At 70.2% G+C, this 12,121-nt stretch carries 11 protein-coding genes; 8 read left to right on the forward strand and 3 right to left on the reverse strand.

The window, feature by feature from the left end; all coding sequences use genetic code 11:
* Positions 1-67: 67 nt before the first annotated feature.
* Entirely contained in the window at positions 68-1,024 is a 957-nt protein-coding gene (locus tag ACFYYF_RS38190) for an NlpC/P60 family protein (RefSeq protein WP_388783285.1), read from the reverse strand.
* Positions 1,025-1,182: 158 nt separating this feature from the next.
* Positions 1,183-1,959: a trypsin-like serine peptidase gene (locus ACFYYF_RS38195; RefSeq protein ID WP_388783257.1), complete on the reverse strand. Its 777-nt coding sequence runs from the start codon at positions 1,957-1,959 to the stop codon at positions 1,183-1,185.
* Between the two features lie 459 nt (positions 1,960-2,418).
* On the opposite strand from ACFYYF_RS38195, the gene ACFYYF_RS38200 reads away from it, so the two are divergent.
* From ACFYYF_RS38200 to ACFYYF_RS38230, 7 genes are all read left to right on the forward strand, one after another.
* Positions 2,419-2,679: a DUF397 domain-containing protein gene (locus tag ACFYYF_RS38200; protein WP_361693317.1), complete on the forward strand. Its 261-nt coding sequence runs from the start codon at positions 2,419-2,421 to the stop codon at positions 2,677-2,679.
* A 446-nt stretch (positions 2,680-3,125) separates the two neighbouring features.
* Positions 3,126-3,434 (forward strand): hypothetical protein, encoded by a 309-nt coding sequence (locus ACFYYF_RS38205; RefSeq protein WP_037622434.1) that lies wholly within the window; start codon positions 3,126-3,128, stop codon positions 3,432-3,434.
* A gap of 208 nt (positions 3,435-3,642) precedes the next feature.
* A complete protein-coding gene (locus ACFYYF_RS38210) occupies positions 3,643-4,494 on the forward strand; it encodes a hypothetical protein (RefSeq protein ID WP_388783259.1) in 852 nt (283 codons plus the stop codon).
* The gene (locus ACFYYF_RS38215) at positions 4,484-5,806 is read left to right on the forward strand and encodes a hypothetical protein (RefSeq protein ID WP_388783262.1); all 1,323 of its coding nucleotides are present in this window, start codon (positions 4,484-4,486) and stop codon (positions 5,804-5,806) included. Before ACFYYF_RS38210 ends, ACFYYF_RS38215 begins: the two co-directional genes overlap by 11 nt.
* On the forward strand, positions 5,803-7,362 hold the full coding sequence (locus ACFYYF_RS38220) for an SCO6880 family protein (protein WP_361693323.1): 1,560 nt from the start codon (positions 5,803-5,805) through the stop codon (positions 7,360-7,362). The genes ACFYYF_RS38215 and ACFYYF_RS38220 overlap by 4 nt, the downstream gene beginning before the upstream one ends.
* A 14-nt stretch (positions 7,363-7,376) precedes the next feature.
* Positions 7,377-8,801 carry an ATP-binding protein gene (locus ACFYYF_RS38225; protein ID WP_388783266.1) on the forward strand — a complete coding sequence of 475 codons (1,425 nt, stop codon included), beginning with the start codon at positions 7,377-7,379 and terminating at the stop codon, positions 8,799-8,801.
* 1 nt (position 8,802) lies between these two features.
* Positions 8,803-10,437 carry a type VI secretion protein gene (locus ACFYYF_RS38230; RefSeq protein WP_388783269.1) on the forward strand — a complete coding sequence of 545 codons (1,635 nt, stop codon included), beginning with the start codon at positions 8,803-8,805 and terminating at the stop codon, positions 10,435-10,437.
* A gap of 24 nt (positions 10,438-10,461) precedes the next feature.
* Here ACFYYF_RS38230 and ACFYYF_RS38235 read toward each other — a convergent pair whose 3' ends face one another.
* Complete coding sequence (locus ACFYYF_RS38235) at positions 10,462-11,022, reverse strand: GNAT family N-acetyltransferase (RefSeq protein ID WP_388783272.1); 561 nt, start codon at positions 11,020-11,022, stop codon at positions 10,462-10,464.
* Between the two features lie 150 nt (positions 11,023-11,172).
* Here ACFYYF_RS38235 and ACFYYF_RS38240 point away from each other — a divergent pair, with 150 nt between their 5' ends.
* Positions 11,173-11,934: a CDP-alcohol phosphatidyltransferase family protein gene (locus tag ACFYYF_RS38240; protein ID WP_388783275.1), complete on the forward strand. Its 762-nt coding sequence runs from the start codon at positions 11,173-11,175 to the stop codon at positions 11,932-11,934.
* Positions 11,935-12,121 lie beyond the last annotated feature (187 nt).

The following is a 12,121-nucleotide window of genomic DNA, read 5'->3' on the forward strand; positions in this document are numbered from 1 at the left end:
CACCCTCCACGGAATGATCACGCACACGTTATCGAAGAGAGATATCGCCGCAGATCAGAGGGTGGATTCATACCGAAGTGGGCAACGCTTTCGCGCCATCCTCGGTCACCCGTGTGGCCCCGAAATAGTCGGGCGTGTCGATGGGGTCGAACCGGATGACGGCACCCGGCCTGGGCGCGTCGATCATGTATCCGCCGCCCACATAGATGCCCACGTGCCGGATGGCCCGGGAGTTGGTGAGGTCGTCCGAGAAGAAGACCAGGTCCCCGGGGAGCAGTTCGTCGCGCCTGGGGTGCGGCCCCGCGTTGTACTGGTCGTTGGCCACCCGCGGCAGGGTCACCCCGACACTGTCGTAGGAGGCCTTGGTCAGACCCGAGCAGTCGAACCGTCCGCCCTGGTCAGCCGTGCCGTTGCCGCCCCACAGGTAGAGGGTGCCGAGCTTCTTCTGCGCGTACGTGATGGCCCCGGCGGCCTGCTTCGAGGGGTCCACCCGGGTGACGGGCGCGGCGAAGCTCTTGGCCAGCGTGGTGATCGTCTTCACGTAGTTCCGGGTCTCCGCGTACGGCGGCACGCCCCCGTACTTGATGACCGCGTAGGCGCCCGCGTTGTAGGCGGCGAGCATGTTCTCGGTGACGTTTCCCGGAGCGTTCTTCACATAGGAGGCGAGCTCGCAGTCGTACGAGGCGGCCGAAGGAATCGCGTCATTCGGGTTCCACACGTCACGGACGCCGTCCCCGTCGCCGTCGACGCCGTGCGTGGCCCACGTCCCCGGAATGAATTGCGCTATCCCCTGCGCCTGTGCCGGGCTCTTCGCGTTCGGATTGAATCCGCTCTCCTGATAGAGCTGTGCGGCGAGCAGTGCGGGATTGATCGCGTCGCAGAGATTGCCCCACTTCTGTACGAGGGACTGGTACGCGGCCGGCACGGCGCCCTTGGCGAGCCCGACCGATCCGCCGCCGATGCCGCCCGCGAGGTTCCCGGCGACCAGGTAGACCCCGACGACGAGCACCATCACGAAGCCCATCCCCGCGCCCACGGCCGCGGTCGCCACGATCCAGGCCTTACGCACCGTCAACCGCCCCTCGCCGCACAGGAGTCCGCCGACGTCAGTGTAGAGGCGGGCCTCCGCCAGAGAGGGCCGTCGCGCGCGCGGACGGGCCGGTATGTCCCGTCGCGGGGGCGTTAACCGGCCAGGGCGGCCACGCGGTACAGATCCTCGGCCTCGGTGCCGAACACGGGGCTGTACGAGACGTCGTCGGTGTCCCCGCCCTGTTCGTGACCGCCGATGACGCCGACGACGGCCCCGTCCCCGTTCACCCAGGGGCTGCCACTGGTGCCGCCGGCGAAGGCGGGACAGGCGACGCGCTGCTGCGTCCGGCTGTGCGCGGTGGGCTTGTCGGTGCAGGTGATGGGGGTGTCGAGGGAGCCGGGGTATCCGGTGACGGTGACGGCGGTCGCCCCGGTGGCGCGGTGCGCGGCGAAGGCGTTGCCGCCGACGACGTCCTCGACCTCCTCGCCGTCGCGGGTGGCGAGGACGGCGAAGGCGACGTCGCTGTCCTCGTCCTGGTCCTTCCTCCACCCCTCGGGGAGGAACACGCCCTCGACGTCCCAGAACCCGTGGGGCGCCCTGCCGTCGCGGTAGCCGGGCGCGAAGGACAGCTCCGCCTGGCCGTCCAGGCAGTGGGCGGCGGTGACGAGGAGGTCCCGCCCCTCGCTGTGCACGACGGAGGCCGAACAGAAATGGCCCCCGCCGCCCGCGCTCGCGGCGCTCCCGTGGAACAGGGCGCCCACCCGGGCGCTCCGGCTGTTCTCGGCGGCCCGGACGGTCACGCCGAACGGCCCGGGACCGTCGTCGGCCGCGGCGACGGACGAGGACGTCACCGCCAGCAGCACCAGGGCCGCAGCGAGCAGTACCGGCCGCCGGGTCTCGGCGAGACGGGTGATGCGGATGCTCTTCATCGCCCCTCACCTTGCCGCAAGCGGGTGAGAAAAACCTCGGACCAGTCCGAGTATCACCTGTGAACGCCACCCCCGCCCGGCCACCACCCCTCACCAGCCACGACGCCCCCATCCGACCCCCTCGGCACCAGGCACCCGGCACCCGGCACCCGCCCATGACAGCCCGACCGGGGACCCACCCTCAGCCGCGCTCTCGCACCCACGGGCACGGCAACCGCACACGATGCGCCTGCCGTGGCCAAGCCTGCGGCGACGCGGCTTACGGACGGACGGCGTGCGGAAACGACACCGGCGATCCCGGGAGGGCGCCGATCCAGAGAAAGAACATTGATCGCGCAGGAGTTGGCGAGTGCGGGTTCCGGGGCAGGGATACGGTGGCCGCGAACGCCTGCGGTCACACAGGGGAGTTGGAGTCCGCGATGCCCACGCCCACCCGGCGGAAGTCCGAGGAGCGCGACCGTGACTGACGCCTCCGCCGGCCTCGACTGGACCCGCGCCGCTCCCGAGGACGCCACGGGGCCGGGCCCCTGGATCGAAGTCGCCTTCGGTGAGGACGACTTGGTCCACATCCGCGAGACCGGCACCCCGGACAACGTCGTGACGACCACCCGCAGGAAGTGGGACGCGTTCGTCCTGGGAGTCCGGGCGGGCGAGTTCGACCACTTCGTGGAGGGGCCGGGGGACGGGCGCGGAGCGTGCGACCCCGCCCCGGCACCGTAGGCGCGCCCGGCACGCACCGGCACACGTTCGGCGGTACCGGCCGCGACGGCACGTTCCGGCCGTCCACCGCGCGCGCCCCGCCGACCCGGGGAACACCGGCGCGACGCACCGTCAGAAACCCTCCCCCGGAACCGCGTCTGTTCGATTTCCACCCCGCGCGCGAGTCGTAGAAGAGGACAACGACGGAACCACGCGCCAGGTTTCGCATCCGCTTCATTGCCCGGCGTGACCACCCGTGATACACAGAGTGACGATACGACTCTCGTACACCGCCGTACGCCTCCCGAGAGGGTCCCGCGTACGCCGGTGACAAGGAATTCGCACGAATCCCGCCAACCAATGACGTCAAGTCGACATACGAAGGCGTCATTGTCGGCGAGAATGGGCCCGACCTCTGCGCGCAGTGGCAGAGGGTGCAGAACTACCCACTAGGGGCGGTGACTTACATGCTTTTCGCAGCCGACAAGGGCGACATCAACACAATCATCGGTGGAATCGCCCCGGACTGGGGCCCCTTCGGCAGCCTGGGCAACGAAGCCAAGGTGATGGTCGAGGTGGTGATGGCGGTGGCCATCCTGCTCTGCCTCGGCATCGCGATCTGGGGTGCGGCCAAACAGCGCATCGGCGCGACCGCGCTCCGGGACACCTTCAGCGCCGAACAGGGCAAGGGCCTCATCATCGCCGGGCTCACCGGGGTCTTCATCATCGGATCCCTCGGCACGCTCTTCACCATCGTGTACGGCATGGCCGTGTAGCCCGGCACGGCCGCGCCGCATCGGCGTGCCGTCAGTACGCGGCCGGGCGCGCCCGGATTCTCGCTCCTCCGATCCATCCGTCCGTCGTGCCCACCGGCTGAGGTTGCAACTCCCTGATGTCCAGTCACCACACCGCGCCCGCGCGGGAACCAGCACGGCTACCGTCGTACTACGTGGTTCAGCGAGAGATTGAGGGGGCGTACGCGGCATGAGTCTCGGTGACGAACCCGGGTACGGCGACGGCCCGCGCGGCGAGGACAGAGGGTACGGCGGCTCCGGCCAGACCCGTACCCGCCTCCCCGACCGCCCGGGCGACGTCTACGGCGGCGCGCGGCGCGGCCGGGGATCCTCCTCGCGGAGCCTGGTCACGGTCGTCGGTGTGGTCGTCCTGCTCATCGCCGCGATCGCCTTCGCGAACCGCGGGGACGACGCGGCCTCGTCCGGCGACGGCAGCGGCGACAAGGCCGCGTCGTCCCCGACGGCGGCCTCCGGCAACCCCCCGGTGACGACGAAGTCCGCGGGCATCCCGTCCGGCTTCCCGCACACCCCGGAGGGGGCCCAGAGCGCGGCGGCGAACTACGCGGTGGCGCTCGGGTCGGCCGACATGTTCGAGAAGCCCAGGCGGGACCAGATCCTCGCGACCGTGATCGCACCCGCCAAGGTGTCCGAGTTCGAGGCGACGCTGGACGAGGCGTACACGGCGCAGTTCAACAAGAACGTGGGCCTGAACGAGGACGGCTCGGCACCGCAGGGCTACACATTCGTCTCGCGCACGAGTCCCATCGGGACCAAGACCACCCAGTCCTCGGACAACGCGGCGACCGTCGACGTCTGGTGCGGGGGCCTGCTCGGTCTCGCCGGTGAGAACTCGACCAACCCGGTCACCAGCAGCTGGTTCACCATCACCATGAAGCTGGAGTGGACCGGTGGCGACTGGAAGATCGTCTCGCATTCCCAGAAGGACGGCCCCGCGCCCGTCCCGGGCGACGACCGCGCCTCCAGCGCCGACGACATCGCGAAGGCCGTCGAGGAGTACGGAGGGTTCACGTATGCCCGCTAACCACCGCGTACTCAAGCTGACCGCGGTCATCGGGGCCGTACAGGCCTCGGCGGTGCTGCTGGCCACGAGAGCGGTCGCCGCCCCCACGCCGTCGCCTTCGCCCTCGTCCAGCGACAACCACTGCGGCCTCATCCATGGCCCCGCGCGGAACTACTGCGAATCCGGCACCAAGGGCTCCGGCAAAACCGGCCTCACCACCGACCCCGGCACCTCCACCCTGGACCCCCTCTCCTCCCTCGCGAACGGCTGTGCCGACGCCGCCTCCTGGACCATCGAGAAACTCTCCGCCGCCGTGAACGACACCGCGAACGTCGACTTCACGAACCCCAAGTTCCTCCAGCAGTACGCCGTCGTCTTCGCGGCCTCCACGATCCTCACCCTGCTCCTGTGGCTGCTGGCCGTGGCGAAGCGGGCCGTGCGAGGTGTCCCCCTCGGCACCGCCCTGTCCGAGGCGATCGGCTTCCTCTGGCTGACCGTGCTGGCCTCCGCGTTCACCCCGCTGATCCTCTACACGGTCGTGTCCGCGACGGACGGCGTCACGGAAGTGCTCGCCAAGACCACCGGCAACCAGACGGACGCGTTCTTCGGGACCTTCTCCGGCGCGCTCGACAAGGGCGGCAACATCGGCGGCGGCCCCATCATGCTCATCGTCGTCTCGATGGTCTCGATCCTGGCCGCCGGGATCCTCTGGCTGGAGCTGGTCATCCGGGCCGCGCTGCTCTACGTCGGCGCCCTCCTCGGCACCGTCGTCTACGCGGGCCTGGTCGACAAGAACCTGTGGGGCCACGTCCGCCGCTGGGCGGGCATCATGATCGCGGTCATCCTGGTGAAACCGGTCATCGTCATCGTGCTCGGCCTCGCCGGCGCCCTCAGCTCCGACGAAGGCCCCGACGCCTTCTCCGCCGTCGTCTCCGGACTCGCCATCATCCTGCTCGCCATCTTCGCCAGCGCGATGATCTACCGCTTCGTCCCCGGCTTCGGCGACGAGATCGCCGGCTCCCGCAACAACCGCATCATGCAGGGCGCCGAGGGCAAGGCGGCCGCGGTGATCAGCTCGCCGGCCACCCTGGTCGCGCAGGGCATCAAGACCCACAGCTCCCGCGCCGACAACAACGGCGGCGGTGGAGGCAACAGCCAGCCCCGCCCCGCCAACCCCGCGTCCGGCGGTGTGGCCGCGCACAGTGGCCGCACGCCGAACGGAGGCGGCGGATCTGTCCCCTCCGCCGCACCCCCGCCGCGCAACAGCGCGGTGAACACCCCGCACGCAAGCAACACCCGCAACAGCAACCGCACGGGAGGTGAAGGGCGTTGACGACCGAGTCCCACCTGTCCCATCCGGTCACGCCCCGCCGTACATATCTGATCGGCCGCGCCCGGCCGAACGCGATCGTCGGCCGGAACCGCGAGTCCGGCGAGATCGCGCTCATCATCGGCGGCGCGTTCCTCGGCATGATGTGCGGCCTGCTCGTCCCGGTGCTGTCCCTGCGGATCGTGCTGCTCATGGGCTTCCCGCTGCTCGCGCTCGCCGCGGTGTACGTCCCGTACAAGCGGCGCACGTTCTACAAGTGGTTCGAGATCAACCGCAGCTACAAGCGGACCCTGCGCCAGGGAACCACGTACCGCAACCAGGTCATGGAGGCCGGAACCCACCTCGACGGCAGAGAGGTCGAGATCGGACCGCCGCCCGGCATCGGACGCATCGCCTGGCTCGCCGCCCCGTTCGGACCCGACGAGATCGCCGTCCTGCTGCACGCCGACCGCCGGACCGTCACCGCCGCCATCGAGATCGAGGGCCCCGGTGTCGGCCTGCGCGACAGCGAGGACCAGGAAGCCCTCGTCGACCGCTTCGGCACCCTGCTCAAGCACGTGGCCAACGGCGACGGCTTCGTCACCCGCCTCCAGATGCTCGCCCGCACCCTCCCCGCCGACCCCGACGCCCACGCCAAGGACGTCTCCCAGCGCGGCGACGAGCGCGCCCCCGGCTGGCTCCAGCAGTCGTACGACCAACTCCAGTCCATGGTGTCCACGAGCAGCGAGCAGCACCGCGCCTACCTCGTCGCCTGCATGCACTACTCCCGTGAACTCGCCGCCGAGGGCCAGGCCATGGCACGGGCGGCACGCCCGCAGGGCGGACGCAAGGTCGACCGGGACGCCGGACTCGCCGTCGTCATGGCACGCGAACTGACCGACATCTGCTCCCGGCTCCAGGAAGCCGACATCCGCGTACGGCAGCCCCTCGGCCAGGGCCGGCTCGCCTCGCTCGTCCACTCGATGTACGACCCCGACCACCCGATCGACCACATCCAGGCCATGACCAAGCGCAACGCCTGGCCCGCCGAGCTGGACGCCATGGAGCCGACCTACCTCCAGGCGAAGACCCGCGAGTCCTCCACCCGCGCGCCCTGGTGCCACGCCACGGCCTGGGTGAAGGAATGGCCGATGACCCCCGTCGGCGTCAACTTCCTCGCCCCGCTCCTCGTCCACACCCCCGACGTCATCCGCACGGTCTCCGTGACGATGGACCTCGAACCCACCGAGATCGCCATCGAACGCATGCTGACCGAGAAGACGAACGACGAGGCCGAGGCCAGCCGCGCCGCCAAGATGAACCGCACCGTCGACCCGCGCGACATCGCCTCGCACAACCGCCTCGACCAGCGCGGCGAGGACCTGGCGAGCGGCGCCGCCGGCGTCAACCTCGTCGGCTACATCACCGTCTCCTCCCGCTCCCCCGAGGCCCTCGCGCGCGACAAGCGCACCATCCGCGCCTCGGCAGGCAAGTCGTATCTGAAACTGGAGTGGTGCGACCGCGAGCACCACCGTGCCTTCGTCAACACACTGCCGTTCGCCACCGGAATCCGCAGGTAGGGGCTGATGCACTGATGCGGGATCCGCTGTCCGCCGCGACGGACGCCTTCACGTCCTTCCTCTTCGGCAAGGTCGAGACGACCCGCCTCCCCGTGCGCACGTCCACGGGCCAGGCACAGGCGGTCTACCTTCCCACCGCCGCACCGGGTCTCGGCGACTCGGGCGTCATCATCGGCCGCGAGGTGTATTCCGGCAAGGGCTACATCTACGACCCCTTCCAGCTCTACGGGCAGCAGCTCCCGGCCCCGCACTGGCTGGTCCTCGGCGAGTCCGGCAACGGCAAGTCGGCCCTGGAGAAGACGTACGTCCTGCGGCAGCTGCGCTTCCGCGACCGCCAGGTCGTCGTCCTCGACGCCCAGGGCGAGGACGGCGTCGGCGAATGGAACCTCATCGCGCAGGAGCTGGGGATAACCCCCATCCGGCTCGACCCCACGGCCGCCCTGGACATGGGCATCCGGCTCAACCCGCTCGACCCCTCGATCACGACGACGGGCCAGCTCGCCCTGCTGCGCACCATCATCGAGGTCGCGATGGGGCACGGCCTGGACGAGCGGTCCGGCTTCGCCCTGAAGGTCGCGCACGCCTACGTCAACGAGACGATCGTCGAACGCCAGCCGGTGCTCACCGACATCGTCGAGCAGCTGCGCCACCCCGAACCGGAGTCGGCCGAGGCGATGAACGTCGCCATAGACGACGTACGGGCCTGGGGCCTGGACGTCGCCCTCGTCCTGGACCGGCTGGTCGACGGCGACCTCAGAGGCATGTTCGACGGCCCGACCACGGTCGGCATCGACCTGGACGCCCCGCTCATCGTCTTCGACCTGTCGCACATCGACCGGAACTCCATCGCCATGCCGATCCTGATGGCGATCGTCGGTGTGTGGCTGGAACACACCTGGATCCGGCCCGACCGCAAGAAGCGCATCTTCCTGGTGGAGGAGGCGTGGCACATCATCAACAGCCCCTTCGTGGCCCAGCTCTTCCAGCGGCTGCTGAAGTTCGGGCGCCGCCTCGGCCTGTCCTTCGTGGCGGTGGTCCACCACCTGTCGGACGTCGTCGACGGAGCGGCGGCCAAGGAGGCCGCCGCCATCCTGAAGATGGCCTCGACACGGACCATCTACGCGCAGAAGGCGGACGAGGCCCGATCGACGGGCCGGGTCCTCGGCCTGCCCCGCTGGGCGGTCGAGATCATCCCGACCCTGACCCCGGGCATCGCGGTCTGGGACGTCAACGGCAACGTCCAGGTGGTCAAGCACCTGATCACCGAGACGGAACGCCCGCTGGTCTTCACCGACCGCGCGATGACGGAGTCCTCCACCGACCTGCGCTCCGACGACGCCCTGCACGCCGCCGAACTGGAGGCCGAGGAACGGGCGGCCGCCTTCATGGAACAGCATCTCAGCGATCTCGACGGCTCCACCGAGTCCACGGTGGCCTGAGATGAGCCCGTACCCCGACCAGCGCGACGACCGCCACGGCCCCCGGCACGAGGGGGCCGCCGGCATCCCGGACGGCCTGCTGATCGGGGTGCTGGGCTTCCTCCTCGGCATGACCCTGATGGTGTGGTCGGCGACGGGCCTCGCGGGCTGGTTCTCCCGCGGCGCCTGGCCGGACGCGATCACCTTCACCCGTACGCCCCTGGCCATGCGCCACCTGATCGGCCGGCCGCACGACATCGCCGGCGCCTGGCCCGACACCCCGCCCGCCCAGCTGTCGGGCTACGGCCTCTTCTGGGGCCTGTTCATCGGCCAGCTGATGGTCCTGCTGGTCCTCGCCGTGTTCGTGATGGGCACGGTGGCACGATGGCGGGCCGGACGGGCCCGAAGACGAGCCGAGAGCCTGGAGGCCAGGGCGTCCGGGCGGGCGTCCAAGGCGTCCAGGAGGTCCGGGGCCGTCCCCGATCCGGTGGTTCCCCCGGCCAGGACGGAACAGCGACCGCTGCCCGCACCGCCCCTGGAGACCGCCCCCAGGGAAGCCGCGACCGCCGAGACGGCCTCGCAGGTGCCCGGACCCGCGGGCGCGCCGGCACACGAGCACCTGGGCGGTCTGGACACCGTCGCCGCCGAAGCCGCCACGGGCCCGGCCTCCACCGAAGCCGGAGCGGGCCGGTCTCCCGCCGCGGCACCCCAGCAGAAACCGGCGTGGACGTCCACGCGCGCGGTCGTCCTCGCCCCCGCGGAAACCCGCCGCCCCGCCGCCGCCCAGGCCGTGCGCGACGCCGAGGGCCCGGCCCTCGTCATCACCTCCGACCCCCGCATCTGGTCGGAGACCAAGGACGCCCGCGCCAAACTGGGCCCCGTCCTCCTCTACGACCCCGCCCACCTCTGCGACACCCCGGCCCGGCTGCACTGGTCCCCCTCGGCGGGCTGCGAGGACAAGGACACGGCGGCGGCCAGAGCGGCCGCCCTCCTCGCCCCGGTGCGCCCCTCCGCCAAGGCGGACCAGGCGATGGCCGACGTCGCCGAGACGCTCATGCGCAGCTATCTACACGCCGCGGCGGTGGAGGGCAAGGCCTTCCGCCACGTCCACCGCTGGGCCCAGGGCTCACAGGTGCAGGACGCCGTACGAGCACTGCGGACCAATCCCAGAGCCGCGTCCGGCACCGCCGGCGAGCTCGAGGCCGCGCTCGTCTCACACCCCGAACGCCGGGACATCGCCCAGGAGCTGACGGCACGTGCCCTGTCGGCCCTCGGCACGGTCAACATCCGAGAATCCTGCACTCCGAACCGAAGTGACAGCCTCGCCTTGGATTCCTTCGTCAATGAAGGGGGCACGCTTTATATGATCGGTGAACCCCTCGAGGACCCCAAGGCCGGCCCCGGTGCCATGCCCCTCCTGACGGCCCTCGCCTCAAGCGTGGTCGAGCGTGGCCGGCGCATGGCCGAACGGTCATCCTCCGGTCGGCTCGACCCACCACTCACGCTCGTCCTGGACGACATCGCGGCCGTGGCCCCGCTCCCCCAGCTCCCCGACCTGCTGACCACGGGCCCGGCCCGCGGCCTGCCGACCCTGGCGCTCCTCCGCTCCCGCGAACAACTCCGCTCACGCTGGCCGCAGTACGAGCTTCCGCTCTGAACGGGACGGGGCCGAAGGACCGCCCTATCCCCGTTCGATGGCGAACTCGAGCTCCAGCTCTCCGGTGTCCCCCGGCATCGGGGTCGTCCGCCCGGTGGGCAGGAAACCCGCCTTCCGGTAGAACGCCTCGGCACGGCCGTTCTTCTCGTGCACGAACAGCCGTACGCGATCCAGCCCGGCCTTCCAGGACCACGCGAGAGCGGCGTCGAAGAGCCCCCGGGTCACCCCGGCCTCGCCGCCCCGGTGCTCGGGCCGTACGTACACCCCCACCAGATGTCCCTGACTCCGCTCGGGCACCTGCCCGAACGCGTCCTGCTCCCCGGCCTCCTCGACCAGCACGGTCACGGACCCGGCCCACACCCCGTCCTCGCCCACGGCCACGATCTGCTGCCGCAAGGTGGCGTCGACGGCGGCCCCGGACGCCCGGTCCTGCCAGAAGCCGTCCGGCTTGGTCACGGACTCCTCGTACGTCTCCAGGAAGGCGAGGTGCGCGATGGGGTCCCGCAGGGCGTCGAGTCTCAGCTCCTTCACCTGCGGCCACTCATCGGAACGTATGGAACGGATCACGTAGGAACTGGAGTTCATGGCAGTCACCGTAGTACGCGCGTACGGCCGGACTCATCTGATATCCACCCTGCTGATCACCGCCGGCCGGGCCACCGTCATGCTCTTCCCTGTACGGCATTGTCAGCCGACCGATCCGATCACGCGCAAGCCCTCCAGGGAGAACACCGCATGGCCAAAGTCCAACTTGAGGAACTCCGCAACGTCATTCATCCCACGGGCAAGTTGGACAGCCGGGCGGAGCACTGGGCCGGACGCCTCTACATGAGGTCCCTCTCCCTGCGCGTGACCCGCCATCTCGTCGACACCCGTATCTCACCGAACCAGATCACCGTGATCATGGTCTTCGCGGGGATGCTCTCGGGAGTCGCCCTGATCCTGCCGGGCCTCGGCGGCGCCGTCCTCTCCGTCGTCTTCATGCAGCTCTACCTGCTGCTCGACTGCGTGGACGGCGAAGTCGCCCGCTGGCGCCGCCAGTTCAGCCCGCTCGGTGTCTACCTGGACCGCCTCGGCGCCTACCTCGCCGATGCCGCCGTGATGGTGGGCATGGGCATCCGCGCCGCCCAACTGGGCCTCGATCTCTACCTGGTGGCCGGCCTGGCCGCGGCGATCGGCGTCCTGCTCCTGAAGTCGTCCTCCGACCTGGTGCACGTGGCCCGCTCCGACAGCGGCATGGAGAAGGCGACCGACGCGTCCGTCGTACCGCGCTCCAGCGGCCTCGCGCAGGTCCGCCGGCTGGCCTCGGCCGTGGGCCTGCACCGCTTGGTCAACGGCATCGAGTGCACCATCCTGCTGCTCGTCACCGCGGTCGTCGACCTGGCGCTCGGCGACCTGACGGCCACGCGGATCGCGACCGTCGCCGTGACGGCGATCGTGTGGCTGCTCGTGCCGGCACACGTCGTCTCGATCGTCGCGTCGTCCCGCCTGAAGTAGCCGCACCAAAACAAAAAAGGGGGCGGTCTCCTGATGGAGACCGCCCCCCCCCTTCCCATGAGAACTGGAAAGAATTGTTCCTGAACGCAGAGAACCCCCGGACCGGTATCCCCGGTCCGGGGGTTTTCTTCACAATTTGTTCGGCGGCGTCCTACTCTCCCACAGGGTCCCCCCTGCAGTACCATCG

The organism is Streptomyces sp. NPDC001914 (genome assembly GCF_042891215.1).
GTDB lineage: Bacteria > Actinomycetota > Actinomycetes > Streptomycetales > Streptomycetaceae > Streptomyces.